The 13,117-nt window shown below is 61.2% G+C and carries 11 protein-coding genes; 9 read left to right on the forward strand and 2 right to left on the reverse strand.

Annotation, left to right across the window (positions count from 1 at the left end):
• Window positions 1-12: 12 nt before the first annotated feature.
• Together ACA047_RS07125 and gap are read right to left on the reverse strand one after the other, a co-directional pair.
• Entirely contained in the window at window positions 13-531 is a 519-nt protein-coding gene (locus ACA047_RS07125) for an RNA polymerase sigma factor (protein ID WP_497357936.1), read from the reverse strand.
• A 168-nt stretch (window positions 532-699) separates the two neighbouring features.
• Window positions 700-1,701, reverse strand: coding sequence for a type I glyceraldehyde-3-phosphate dehydrogenase (gene gap / locus ACA047_RS07130; RefSeq protein ID WP_497357938.1), 1,002 nt, complete (start codon window positions 1,699-1,701; stop codon window positions 700-702).
• Between the two features lie 230 nt (window positions 1,702-1,931).
• Between gap and edd the strand changes: the two genes are divergently transcribed.
• From edd to ACA047_RS07175, 9 genes are all read left to right on the forward strand, one after another.
• Entirely contained in the window at window positions 1,932-3,758 is a 1,827-nt protein-coding gene (gene edd, locus ACA047_RS07135) for a phosphogluconate dehydratase (RefSeq protein ID WP_497357940.1), read from the forward strand.
• Window positions 3,755-4,714, forward strand: a complete 960-nt coding sequence (locus ACA047_RS07140) for a glucokinase (RefSeq protein WP_497357942.1) — start codon at window positions 3,755-3,757, stop codon at window positions 4,712-4,714. The genes edd and ACA047_RS07140 overlap by 4 nt, the downstream gene beginning before the upstream one ends.
• A gap of 182 nt (window positions 4,715-4,896) precedes the next feature.
• Window positions 4,897-5,628 (forward strand): response regulator, encoded by a 732-nt coding sequence (locus tag ACA047_RS07145; RefSeq protein WP_497357944.1) that lies wholly within the window; start codon window positions 4,897-4,899, stop codon window positions 5,626-5,628.
• On the forward strand, window positions 5,618-7,087 hold the full coding sequence (locus ACA047_RS07150; protein WP_497357946.1) for an ATP-binding protein: 1,470 nt from the start codon (window positions 5,618-5,620) through the stop codon (window positions 7,085-7,087). Before ACA047_RS07145 ends, ACA047_RS07150 begins: the two co-directional genes overlap by 11 nt.
• A gap of 242 nt (window positions 7,088-7,329) precedes the next feature.
• Window positions 7,330-8,589, forward strand: coding sequence for a D-mannose isomerase (locus ACA047_RS07155; protein ID WP_497357948.1), 1,260 nt, complete (start codon window positions 7,330-7,332; stop codon window positions 8,587-8,589).
• Between the two features lie 117 nt (window positions 8,590-8,706).
• Window positions 8,707-10,008: an ABC transporter substrate-binding protein gene (locus tag ACA047_RS07160; protein ID WP_497357950.1), complete on the forward strand. Its 1,302-nt coding sequence runs from the start codon at window positions 8,707-8,709 to the stop codon at window positions 10,006-10,008.
• 93 nt (window positions 10,009-10,101) lie between these two features.
• Window positions 10,102-11,010, forward strand: a complete 909-nt coding sequence (locus ACA047_RS07165) for a carbohydrate ABC transporter permease (protein WP_497357952.1) — start codon at window positions 10,102-10,104, stop codon at window positions 11,008-11,010.
• Window positions 11,003-11,848 (forward strand): carbohydrate ABC transporter permease, encoded by an 846-nt coding sequence (locus ACA047_RS07170; protein WP_497357954.1) that lies wholly within the window; start codon window positions 11,003-11,005, stop codon window positions 11,846-11,848. The genes ACA047_RS07165 and ACA047_RS07170 overlap by 8 nt, the downstream gene beginning before the upstream one ends.
• A gap of 2 nt (window positions 11,849-11,850) precedes the next feature.
• Window positions 11,851-13,011 (forward strand): ABC transporter ATP-binding protein, encoded by a 1,161-nt coding sequence (locus tag ACA047_RS07175; RefSeq protein WP_497357956.1) that lies wholly within the window; start codon window positions 11,851-11,853, stop codon window positions 13,009-13,011.
• Window positions 13,012-13,117: the final 106 nt, after the last annotated feature.

Genomic DNA, 13,117 nt, shown 5'->3' on the forward strand with positions numbered 1-13,117 from the left:
AATCTTACAAATTCAATCGGTGTTAAGGCGTTCGGCCACGCCTACACAGATCGCCATGATCAACCTCAGTTCCTTTTGCACGGTGCTCAATGACACGCCCAGCCGTTCGGCGATGTCCTGGTAACTGTGGCCATGCAGACGATTGAGGATGAAGATCTGCTGCTGACGCGGGCTCAAGGCTTGCAGGCTGATGTTCAACCGTTCGAGCATCCGCTCGGCGTGGGCGGCATCCTCGGCACTGCTCTGGGGGGCGACCACGTTGTGAACGACCTCCAGTGGCACATCGTCCAGCAGGGTCCGGGACTGAATACGCCGCGCACGCAAATGATCCAGCGCCAGGTTGCGGGCGGTCTGGAAGACGAAGGGTTCGAGATGCTCGACCGTGCGTTCACTCAATGCGCGGGTGACGCGCAGGTAGGTTTCCTGAAGCAGGTCTTCAGCGGTGCTGGGGTTGTTGACCATTCGCTCGAGGGTGCGCAGCAGCGGCGTGCGCTGGGCGAGGAAGACGTGGTGAAAACGCGATTGGCTCACGGTAAGGCCCGATCCGGTTCGAGTAGATGATAATGCTTATCATCTACTTCTGCGGTCAAGCCTTGATTTCATGTAGAAGGCTGCGATCTTTTGATCTTGATGTTTGGCTCGCGACTCAATTGAGCCGGAAAAGATCGCAGCCTGCGGCAGTTCCTACGGTTGCGAACATTATTCGGCGTTACACAACGCCAGGCAGTTATCGAGCATGCGGTTGGAGAAGCCCCATTCGTTGTCATACCAGGCCAGTACCTTGAGCAGCTTGCCGCTGGCTTTGGTGTGGTTGGCGTCGAAGATCGACGACAGCGGGTTGTGGTTGAAGTCGCTGGAAACCAGCGGCAGGGTGTTGTAGCCGAGGATCTTCGAATGTTGGCTGGCTTGGCGCAGCAGTTCGTTGACTTCTTCGGCCGACGCTTCGCGTTTGAGCTGCACGGTCAGGTCCACCAGGGACACGTTGATCACCGGCACGCGCACGGCCATGCCGGTCAGCTTGCCCGCCAGTTCCGGCAGCACCAGGCCCACCGCTTCGGCGGCGCCGGTCTTGCTCGGGATCATGTTCTGGGTGGCCGAACGGGCGCGGTACGGGTCGGTGTGGTAGACGTCGGTCAGGTTCTGGTCGTTGGTGTAGGCATGGATGGTGGTCATCAGGCCACTTTCGATGCCCAGCTCGCGGTGCAGCACCTGGGCCACTGGGGCCAGGCAGTTGGTGGTGCACGAGGCGTTGGAAATGATCTGGTGGGACTGGCGCAGGATGTCGTGGTTCACGCCATACACCACGGTAGCATCGGCCCCCTTGGCCGGAGCCGAAATAATCACCTTGCGGGCGCCAGCGCTGATATGGGCCGCGGCCTTGGCGCGGTCGGTGAACAGGCCGGTGCATTCGAACACGACGTCGATCTTCTCGGCGGCCCAGGGCAGTTCGGCCGGGTTGCGGATGGCGCTGACCGAGATGCGGTCACCATTGACCGTCAGGCTTTCGTGATCGTGCTGTACCTCGGCATCGAAAGTGCCGTGGACCGTGTCGTACTTGAGCAGATGAGCATTGATTGCACTGTCGCCCAGGTCGTTGATGGCGACGATCTGCAAGTCGCGACGATAGCCTTGGGTATACAGTGCGCGGAGGACGTTGCGGCCGATGCGGCCAAAACCATTGATTGCGATTCTAAGAGTCATTAACTGCGCCGCCATCGATTTGTTGTTGGAATTACAAGATTATTCGCATAAAAATAGAAAACAAGCCTTTTTAGTGGCAATATTTTGTTTTATCTACAACGAGTGACCTGAATCAACTGGTCCGATTGGTCAAAAACCGTCTGTCGCCTCGCCTGTCGTGCAGCGTGCAGCGGTCTTTTGACCAGCATAGACAATCAGGTCGCCACACCCGTTAGCCTGGAGTTCTACACATGCATCCCCGCGTTCTTGAGGTCACCGAACGGCTTATCGCCCGCAGCCGCGCCACACGCCAGGCATACCTTGCACTGATTCGCGGTGCAGCCAGCGACGGTCCGATGCGCGGCAAGCTGCAATGCGCCAACTTCGCCCACGGCGTGGCCGGTTGTGGCACCGAAGACAAACACCACTTGCGGATGATGAACGCCGCCAACATCGCCATCGTGTCTTCCTACAACGACATGCTTTCGGCCCACCAGCCCTACGAAACCTTCCCGGAACAGATCAAGAAAGCCCTGCGCGAGATCGGTTCGGTCGGCCAGTTCGCCGGTGGCACGCCCGCCATGTGCGACGGCGTGACCCAGGGTGAGGCGGGGATGGAACTGAGCCTGCCGAGCCGCGAAGTGATCGCGTTGTCCACGGCGGTGGCGTTGTCCCACAACATGTTCGACGGCGCGCTGATGCTCGGCATCTGCGACAAGATTGTCCCGGGCCTGATGATGGGCGCGCTGCGCTTCGGTCACCTGCCGACGATTTTTGTGCCCGGTGGGCCGATGGTCTCGGGCATTTCCAACAAGCAAAAAGCCGACGTGCGCCAGCGCTACGCCGAGGGTAAGGCCACTCGCGAAGAACTGCTGGAATCGGAGATGAAGTCTTACCACAGCCCCGGCACCTGCACCTTCTACGGCACCGCCAACACCAACCAGTTGTTGATGGAAGTGATGGGTCTGCACTTGCCGGGCGCCTCGTTCGTCAACCCGAACACCCCGCTGCGTGACGCCCTGACCCGCGAAGCGGCGTTCCAGGTCACGCGCCTGACCAAGCAGAGCGGCAACTTCATGCCCATCGGCGAAATTGTCGACGAGCGGTCGCTGGTCAATTCCATCGTCGCGCTCCACGCCACCGGCGGCTCCACCAACCACACGCTGCACATGCCGGCCATCGCCATGGCGGCGGGCATCCAGCTGACCTGGCAAGACATGGCCGACCTCTCCGAGGTGGTGCCGACCCTGAGCCACGTCTACCCGAACGGCAAGGCCGACATCAACCACTTCCAGGCGGCGGGCGGCATGTCGTTCCTGATCCGCGAACTGCTGGAAGCCGGCTTGCTCCACGAAAACGTCAACACCGTGCTCGGCCACGGCTTGAGCCGCTATACCCAAGAGCCGTTCCTTGAGGACGGTGAGTTGGTGTGGCGTGACGGCCCGATCGAAAGCCTCGACGAAAACATCCTGCGCCCGGTGGCACGCGCGTTCTCGCCAGAAGGCGGGTTGCGGGTGATGGAAGGCAATCTGGGACGTGGCGTGATGAAGGTTTCGGCCGTGGCCCTGGAAAACCAGATTGTCGAAGCCCCGGCCATGGTGTTCCAGGACCAACAGGACTTGGCCGATGCGTTCAAGGCCGGCCTGTTGGAGAAAGACTTTGTCGCGGTGATGCGCTTCCAGGGCCCGCGTTCCAACGGCATGCCGGAGCTGCACAAGATGACGCCGTTCCTTGGCGTGCTGCAGGATCGCGGCTTCAAAGTGGCGTTGGTAACCGACGGACGCATGTCCGGCGCGTCGGGGAAAATCCCGGCGGCCATTCACGTCAGCCCCGAAGCTTATGTCGGCGGCGCGTTGGCCCGGGTGCAGGAGGGCGATATCATCCGCGTCGATGGCGTCAAAGGCACCTTGGAATTGAAGGTGGACGCCGAGGAATTCGCCGCGCGCGAACCGGCCAAAGGCCTGTTGGGTAACAACATCGGCACCGGTCGCGAGCTGTTCGGTTTCATGCGCATGGCTTTCAGCTCGGCAGAGCAGGGCGCCAGCGCCTTCACTTCTGCCCTGGAGACGCTTAATTGAAACTGGCTTTGGTCGGTGACATCGGTGGGACCAACGCACGTTTCGCGTTGTGGAAGAACCACAACCTGGAAAACATCCAGGTGTTGGCGACGGCGGATTACGCCTGCCCGGAAGATGCCATCAAGGTGTACCTGAGCGGCTTGGGCATGAAGCCGGGGGCCATCGGCTCGGTGTGCCTGTCGGTGGCCGGCCCCGTGGGCGGCGACACGTTTCGCTTCACCAACAACCACTGGCACCTGAGCAACCTGGCCTTCTGCGAGACCTTGCAGGTGGAGAAGCTGCTGCTGGTCAACGACTTCTCGGCCATGGCCCTGGGCATGACCCGCTTGCAACCCGACGAATACCGGGTCGTTTGCCCAGGCACGCCGGAGCCGATGCGCCCGGCGGTGGTGATCGGCCCGGGCACCGGGCTGGGCGTCGGCACGCTGTTGGATCTGGGAGACGGCCGTTTCGCGGCATTGCCGGGGGAGGGTGGCCATGTCGACCTGCCCATGAGCAGTCCGCGGGAAACCCAGCTCTGGCAACACATCTACAACGAAATCGGTCACGTCAGTGCCGAAACCGCCCTGAGCGGTAGCGGCCTGCCTCGGGTGTACCGGGCCATCTGCGCGGTGGACGGCCATACGCCGGTGCTCGACACGCCCGAATCGATCACCGCCGCCGGCCTTGCCGGCGACCCCATCGCCCTGGAAGTACTCGAGCAGTTCTGCCGCTGGCTGGGTCGCGTGGCCGGCAACAATGTGCTGACGGTGGGTGGGCGAGGCGGTGTATACATCGTCGGCGGAGTGATCCCGCGGTTTGCTGATTTCTTCCTTGAAAGCGGTTTCGCCCGCTGCTTCGCCGACAAGGGCTGCATGAGCGATTACTTCAAGGGCATTCCGGTCTGGTTAGTGACCGCGCCGTATTCCGGCCTGATGGGCGCGGGTGTGGCGTTGGAGCAATCGGTCGCCGTTTAAAGTTGAAATATGAAACCCTGTGAGAGCGGGCTTGCTCGCGAAAGCGAAGTGTCGTCCAGCATCTTTGGTGACTGGCACACCGCCTTCGCGAGCAAGCCCGCTCCCACATAGGTTCTGTGGTGTTTGTAGGTTCCGTCCATCAGGCATAATCCGCCCAACCCAAACAACAAGGACGATGCCCCGTGAGTTCTGTAAACAAATCGATTTTGTTGGTCGACGACGATCAAGAAATTCGCGAACTGCTGGACACGTACCTCAGCCGTGCGGGTTTCCAGGTGCGTACCACCCCTGACGGCGCCGGGTTTCGCCAGGCGCTGAACGAGGCGCCGAGCGACCTGGTGATCCTTGACGTGATGCTGCCGGACGAAGACGGGTTCAGCCTTTGCCGCTGGATTCGCCAGCACCCGCGCCAGGCCCACGTGCCGATCATCATGCTCACCGCCAGTTCCGACGAAGCCGACCGGGTCATCGGCCTTGAGCTGGGGGCCGATGATTATCTGGGCAAGCCTTTCAGCCCTCGTGAACTACAGGCGCGTATCAAGGCGTTGCTGCGCCGGGCACAGTTCGGCCAGGAACGCTCCGGCGGCGAAGTGCTGGCCTTCGATGAGTGGCGGCTGGACATGGTCAGCCATCGTCTGTTTCACACCGACGGCGAAGAAGTCATCCTCTCGGGTGCTGATTTCGCCTTGCTCAAACTGTTTCTCGACCATCCCCAGGAAATCCTCGACCGCGACACCATCGGCAACGCCACCCGTGGCCGGGAGCTGATGCCCCTGGACCGGATCGTCGACATGGCGGTCAGTCGCCTGCGCCAACGTCTGCGCGACACCGACAAACCGCCGCGGCTGATCCGCACGGTGCGCGGCAGTGGATATCAACTGGCGGCCAGTGTGGTTGCCAGCAATGGGCATTGATTGGGCCAGGAAAATAGCCCGACGCGTGCCGGTGCCGCGCTCGTTGCTGGGGCGAATGCTGCTGCTGACCTTACTGGTGGTGCTGTTCGCCCAGACCCTCTCCAGCCTGATCTGGGTCTCGCAACTGCGCGCCACCCAGCTCGAAGGCCTGGTCACCAGCGCCCGTAGCCTCGCTCATTCGATGACCGCCAGCGTCAGCTACCTGCGCTCGCTGCCGGTGGCTTACCGGCCATTGGTGCTGGATCAATTGCGCAGCATGGGCGGTACGCGGTTTGTCGTCACGCTCAACGACAAGCCCCTGGGCATGGACGTATTACCGGTCACACCGCGCAAACTGGCGGTGCTCAAGGCCGTGGACGATGTGCTGCGCCGGTCCCTGGGCAATAACGCCGACATCTCGGTAAAATTTGTCAGCCCCGAAGACCTGCGGATTTTCAACGGTGGGCTGAAACTCGACGAACTGCCCCGTTCGTGGGCCCACTACGCCTTGACGCTCGAGCCGGTGAACCCGCCGGTGCTGGTCACGCAAATCCAGATGGCGCCGGGAGAGTGGTTGTACATCGCCTCGCTGCTGCCCGAACCCTACACCAGCCTTGAAGAGCAGAGCCTGCCGGCGCAACAAGTTGGCTTCATCGTACTCACCAGCAGCCTGTTGCTGCTGTTCATCGGCTTGCTGGTGCACTGGCAGAGCGGGCCCCTCAAGCGCTTGGCGCGCGCGGCGCGGGACATGTCGCTGGGCGCCGAGGTCGAGCCGGTCGCCGAGGGCGGCGGCAGCGAAGTGGTGGAGGTGGGCCGGGCATTCAACGCCATGCGGGAGCGCATCAGCCGTTACCTGACCGAGCGCAGCCAGTTGTTCAGCGCGATTTCCCACGATTTGCGCACACCGATCACCCGGTTGCGGTTGCGGGTCGAGCTACTGGAAGACGAAAACCTGCAAATCAAGTTCGGCCGGGATCTGGACGAGCTGGAGCTGTTGGTCAAAGGCGCGCTGCAATGCGTGAAAGACACCGACATCCACGAAAACATCGAGCCAGTGGACCTCAACCATGTGCTCGATTGCCTGGTCGAGCCCTACCTGGCGCCCAACGGCAACGGCCGGGTGACCCAGGATGGCCGGGCGCTGGCGGCCTATCCGGGCAAGCCGTTGGCCCTCAAGCGTTGCATCGGCAACCTGATCGACAACGCCTTGAAATACGGGCAAAACGCCCATCTGCACATCGACGACGATGAAACCGCGTTCATCCTGCACGTCGATGACGAAGGGCCGGGCGTGCCGGAACAGCGTCTGGAGCAAGTCTTCGAACCGCACTTTCGCCTGGCCGGGCAGCAGCAGGGGTATGGGCTTGGGCTGGGCATCGCCCGCAACATCGCCCACAGCCATGGCGGGGAAGTGAGCCTGCAAAACCTGCGCGAGGGCGGGTTGCGGGTGACGTTGCAGTTGCCCCGCAGTGTCGATTAGCGAGACCGCGTTATCGTTCATCGCGAGCAGGCTTGCTCCCACATTGGATCTATGGTGTTCACCATTTTTTGTCCATCATCGAACCCTGTGGGAGCGAGCCTGCTCGCGATGGCGTCAGCCGCTTCAGCACCTACCTTAAGAATGTCACGGATCGGTGACATAACTCGCCCCTTTCGTTACCTGCCCCTCGCCATCCCTTGTTTAGACTCCCTGCGTCAAAACAACAAAAAAGGTACCTCCCGATGGACACCTTCCAACCGGCCTTCAGCAGTTGGCTGAACGCGCCTGCCCACCAGCAATGGCTCGCCGCCGAAGGCTTGCGGCTGCTGGCGTTCGCCAAGGCGTCGAAGCTGCCTGATGGCTTTGGCAACCTGGACGACCAGGGCCGCCTACCGGTCGATGCCCGGGCCGAAACCATGAACACCGCACGCATGACCCACAGCTTCGCCATGGCCCACATCCAGGGCCTGCCGGGTTTTGCCGAGTTGGTGGACCATGGTGTCCAGGCCCTCAGCGGCCCCCTGCGCGACGCCGAATACGGCGGCTGGTTCGCCACGGTGCAACCCCATGCAGACGACACCGGCAAAGCCGCCTACCTGCATGCCTTCGTCGCCCTGGCCGCCAGTTCCGCAGTGGCGGCCCGGCGTCCCGGTGCCCAGGCGTTGCTGGAAGAAGCGATACGGGTCATCGACCAGCATTTCTGGTGTGAGGAGGAGGGTGCCCTGCGCGAGTCCTTCAATCGTGATTGGAGCCTCGATGAGGCCTATCGCGGCGCCAACAGCAACATGCACGCCACCGAAGCTTTCCTGGCCCTGGCCGATGCCACGGACGACCCCCGTTGGTTGGTCCGCGCCCTGCGCATCGTCGAACGGGTGATCCACGGCCATGCCGCTGCCAACGATTACCTGGTGGTGGAGCATTTCGACAGCCGCTGGCAGCCGCTGCGCGAATACAACCACGACAATCCAGCCGACGGTTTCCGCCCGTATGGCACCACCCCCGGCCATGGTTTCGAATGGGCCCGACTGCTCCTGCATCTTGAAGCGGCGCGGGTCCAGATCGGCATGCTGACACCGGGTTGGCTGGCCCAGGACGCGCAAAAACTCTTTGAGCAGAACTGCCGCCACGGCTGGAACGTCGATGGCGCGCCAGGCATCGTCTACACGCTGGACTGGGACAATCGTGCCGTGGTTCGCCATCGCCTGCACTGGGTACATGCCGAAGCGGCGGCCGCTGCCAGCGCCTTGCTCAAGCGTACCGACGAGGTGCAGTACGAAACCTGGTACAGGCTATTCTGGGAGTTTTGCGACAAACACTTCATCGACCGCTGCGACGGCAGTTGGCATCACGAACTCGATCCGCAAAACCGCCCCAGCGCCGACATCTGGCCGGGCAAGCCGGACCTGTATCACGCCTGGCAGGCGGTGCTGATTCCGCGCCTGCCCCTGGCGCCGAGCATGGCTTGGGCCCTGGTGAAAGTATCCAATCCTGCACCTGTGTAACCATGCCGTGACATTTGCGCGTCCCTTCGTTACCTGTGAAGGGATTCCCCCTGATTAGAATCCATGCAGCGCAAGCACCAGACTTGCATGCATAACAAAAAGAAAGGTACTTCATCGATGAATGCGATTTCTCGTCTCGCCACTGTCATTTCTCTTGCTTCCTTGCTTCCCGTCGCAGCATTCCCTGTCAGCGCGCTTGCCGCCGAATCGAAAGGTTCAGTGGAGGTCGTGCATTGGTGGACGTCGGGTGGTGAAAAAGCGGCTGTCGATGTGCTCAAGGCCCAGGTAGAGAAAGACGGCTTTACCTGGAAAGACGGCGCTGTCGCCGGTGGTGGCGGTTCCACCGCCATGACCGTGCTCAAGAGCCGCGCCGTAGCCGGTAACCCACCGGGTGTTGCCCAGATCAAGGGGCCGGACATCCAGGAGTGGGCGTCCACCGGACTGCTCGACAGCGACGTCCTGAAAGACGTTGCCAAAGCAGAGAAGTGGGACAGCCTGCTCGACAAGAAAGTCTCCGATACCGTGAAGTACGAAGGTGATTACGTCGCCGTGCCGGTGAACATTCACCGCGTCAACTGGCTGTGGATCAACCCGGAAGTCTTCAAGAAAGCGGGCATCGAAAAACCACCGACCACCCTCGAAGAATTCTACGCCGCTGGCGACAAGCTCAAGGCTGCGGGCTTTATTGCGCTCGCCCACGGTGGCCAGCCTTGGCAGGACAGTACCGTGTTTGAAGCCGTGGTGCTCTCGGTCATGGGCGCTGATGGCTACAAGAAAGCCTTGGTCGATCTGGACAACGCGACTCTGACCGGTCCGCAAATGGTCAAGGCGTTGACCGAGCTGAAGAAAGTCGCGACCTACATGGACGCCGACGGCAAGGGACAAGACTGGAACCTGGAAGCGGCCAAGGTCATCAACGGCAAGGCCGGCATGCAGATCATGGGTGACTGGGCCAAGAGCGAGTGGACTGCCGCGAAGAAAGTCGCCGGCAAGGACTACGAGTGCGTAGCCTTCCCGGGCACCGACAAGGCCTTCACCTACAACATCGACTCCCTGGCGGTGTTCAAGCAGAAAGACAAAGGCACTGCGGCCGGTCAGCAGGATATTGCCAGGGTCGTGCTGGGTGAGAACTTCCAGAAAGTCTTCAGCATCAACAAGGGTTCGATCCCGGTTCGCAACGACATGCTCGGCGACATGGCCAAGTACGGTTTCGACTCCTGCGCCCAGACCGCCGCCAAGGACTTCCTGGCGGACGCCAAGTCCGGTGGCCTGCAGCCGAGCATGGCGCACAACATGGCGACCACGCTGGCGGTACAGGGTGCATTTTTTGATGTCGTGACCAACTTCATCAACGACCCGAAAGCCGACCCTGCCGATGCTGCCAAGAAGCTTGGCGCAGCGGTCCAGTCGGCCAAGTAAAGCAGCTACAAGGCTACGAGCTGCAAGCAGGCACTCTGCTTAGCTTGCAGCTTGCAGCTGCCCCAATCCTTGTTCTCTGTTTTGGATCTTCCCATGAGTTCTGTTGCTGTGTTCAGCAAGGTCTCGCCGTTCGATGCATTGCAGCGCTGGCTCCCAAAACTGGTGCTGGCGCCGAGCATGTTCATCGTGTTGGTGGGCTTCTATGGCTATATCTTGTGGACGTTCGTTCTGTCGTTCACCACCTCGACCTTCTTGCCGAACTACAAATGGGCTGGCCTGGCGCAATACGCTCGGCTGATGGAAAACGACCGCTGGTGGGTGGCGAGCAAGAACCTGGCGCTCTTTGGCGGCATGTTCATCGGCATCACCCTGGTGATCGGCGTACTGCTGGCGGTGTTTCTTGACCAGCGCATTCGTCGCGAAGGTTTCATTCGCACCATTTACCTGTACCCGATGGCGCTTTCGATGATCGTCACCGGTACGGCCTGGAAGTGGTTGCTCAACCCGGGCATGGGCCTGGACAAATTGTTGCGTGACTGGGGCTGGGAAGGCTTCCGCCTGGATTGGCTGATCGACCCGGACCGCGTGGTGTATTGCCTGGTGATTGCAGCGGTATGGCAGGCCTCTGGCTTCATCATGGCGATGTTCCTGGCCGGCCTGCGTGGTGTTGATCAATCGATCATCCGTGCCGCGCAGATCGATGGTGCGAGCCTGCCGCGTATCTATTGGAAAGTGGTGCTGCCAAGCCTGCGTCCGGTGTTCTTCAGCGCCGTGATGATTCTGGCGCACATCGCCATCAAGAGTTTCGACCTGGTGGCGGCGATGACGGCCGGCGGCCCGGGTTATTCCTCCGACCTGCCTGCCATGTTCATGTATTCCTTCACCTTCAGTCGCGGCCAGATGGGCATGGGCTCGGCCAGTGCGATTCTGATGCTCGGTGCGATTCTCGCAATCATCGTGCCTTACCTGTACTCCGAGCTGAGGACCAAGCGTCATGACTAGTCTCGCTGCCAAACCTTCCATCAGCCTGAGTCGCGTCGCGATCTACGCGGTGCTGATCCTCGCTGTATTGCTTTACCTGGTGCCGCTGGTGGTCATGCTGTTGACCAGCTTCAAGACCCCGGAAGACATCAGCACCGGCAACCTGCTGAGCTGGCCGACCGTGGTCACCGGTATTGGCTGGATCAAGGCCTGGGCCACGGTCGACGGCTACTTCTGGAACTCGATCAAGATCACCGTCCCGGCGGTGCTGATCTCTACCGCTATCGGTGCATTGAACGGCTACGTGTTGTCGATGTGGCGCTTTCGCGGTTCGCAGTTGTTCTTCGGCCTGTTGTTGTTCGGCTGCTTCCTGCCGTTCCAGACCGTCTTGCTGCCGGCCTCGTTCACCCTCGGCAAGATGGGCCTGGCCAGTACCACCACGGGCCTGGTGTTCGTGCATGTGGTCTACGGCCTGGCGTTCACCACGCTGTTCTTCCGTAACTACTACGTCAGCATTCCCGATGCGCTGGTGAAGGCTGCGCGACTGGACGGTGCGGGTTTCTTCACGATCTTCCGGCGGATCATCCTGCCGATGTCCACCCCGATCATCATGGTCTGCCTGATCTGGCAGTTCACTCAGATCTGGAACGACTTCCTGTTCGGCGTGGTGTTCTCCAGCGGTGATTCGCAGCCCATCACGGTGGCGTTGAACAACTTGGTCAACACCAGTACCGGGGCAAAGGAATACAACGTTGATATGGCAGCGGCGATGATCGCCGGGCTGCCGACCCTGCTGGTCTATGTGGTCGCAGGCAAGTATTTCGTGCGCGGTCTGACGGCCGGCGCAGTCAAGGGGTAATCATGGCAACGCTTGAACTTCGCAATGTAAACAAGACCTATGGTGCCGGCCTGCCGGACACCCTGAAGAACATCGAGTTGTCGATCAAGGACGGTGAGTTCCTGATCCTCGTCGGACCTTCGGGCTGCGGCAAATCGACGTTGATGAACTGCATCGCCGGCCTTGAGACCATTACCGGCGGCGCGATCATGATCGGTGACCAGGATGTCAGCGGCATGAGCCCGAAGGATCGCGACATCGCCATGGTGTTCCAGTCCTACGCGTTGTACCCGACCATGAGCGTGCGCGAGAACATCGAGTTCGGTCTGAAAATCCGCAAGATGAGCCAGTCCGCCATCGACGAAGAAGTCACCCGGGTGGCCAAGCTGTTGCAGATCGAACACCTGCTCAACCGCAAGCCCGGCCAACTCTCTGGCGGGCAGCAACAGCGCGTGGCCATGGGCCGGGCACTGGCGCGCCGGCCGAAGATCTACCTGTTCGACGAACCGCTGTCCAACCTCGACGCCAAGCTGCGGGTCGAGATGCGTACCGAAATGAAACTGATGCACCAGCGGCTCAAGACCACCACGGTCTACGTGACCCACGACCAGATCGAAGCCATGACCCTGGGCGACAAAGTGGCGGTGATGAAGGACGGGATCATCCAGCAGTTCGGCACGCCAAAGGACATTTACAACAACCCGGCCAACCTGTTCGTGGCGAGTTTCATCGGTTCGCCGCCGATGAACTTCATCCCGCTGCGCCTGCAGCGCAAGGACGGTCGCCTGTTGGCGCTGCTCGACAGCGGCCAGGCCCGTTGCGAGCTGCCGCTGGGCATGCAGGACGCCGGTCTGGAAGACCGCGAAGTGATTCTCGGCCTGCGTCCGGAACAGATCGCGCTGGCGGGCAATGAGCCGAACGGTTTGCCAACCATTCGCGCCGAAGTCCAGGTGACCGAGCCCACCGGCCCGGACACCCTGGTGTTCGTCAACCTTAACGACACCAAGGTCTGCTGCCGTCTGGCGCCGGACGTGGCGCCGCAGCCAGGGGAAAACCTGACGCTGCAGTTCGACCCCTCGAAAGTGCTGCTGTTCGACGCCAAGTCCGGTGAACGCCTGGGCTTGGCCGCCGAGCCGCAAGCCGAAGGCCGAGCCGCCAACGTAGCCCAGTTCAAGGGCCGATAGGAACACATGTGGGAGCGCGCTTATGGGAAGCGCGCTTGCACCAAGAAGGAGTATGCGGTGGATGGGGACATCCGCCGTAATCGTTGTAAACCACGTTAGATAAAAG

The organism is Pseudomonas sp. LBUM1664 (assembly GCF_059695895.1).

Bases quoted from the DNA above. Each gene is read 5' to 3' on its own strand.
- gap (WP_497357938.1), bottom strand. From the start codon at position 1,701: ATGACTCTTAGAATCGCAATCAATGGTTTTGGCCGCATCGGCCGCAAC.
- edd (WP_497357940.1), top strand. From the start codon at position 1,932: ATGCATCCCCGCGTTCTTGAGGTCACCGAACGGCTTATCGCCCGCAGC.
- ACA047_RS07150 (WP_497357946.1), top strand. From the start codon at position 5,618: ATGGGCATTGATTGGGCCAGGAAAATAGCCCGACGCGTGCCGGTGCCG.
- ACA047_RS07155 (WP_497357948.1), top strand. From the start codon at position 7,330: ATGGACACCTTCCAACCGGCCTTCAGCAGTTGGCTGAACGCGCCTGCC.
- ACA047_RS07160 (WP_497357950.1), top strand. From the start codon at position 8,707: ATGAATGCGATTTCTCGTCTCGCCACTGTCATTTCTCTTGCTTCCTTG.
- ACA047_RS07165 (WP_497357952.1), top strand. From the start codon at position 10,102: ATGAGTTCTGTTGCTGTGTTCAGCAAGGTCTCGCCGTTCGATGCATTG.
- ACA047_RS07170 (WP_497357954.1), top strand. From the start codon at position 11,003: ATGACTAGTCTCGCTGCCAAACCTTCCATCAGCCTGAGTCGCGTCGCG.
- ACA047_RS07175 (WP_497357956.1), top strand. From the start codon at position 11,851: ATGGCAACGCTTGAACTTCGCAATGTAAACAAGACCTATGGTGCCGGC.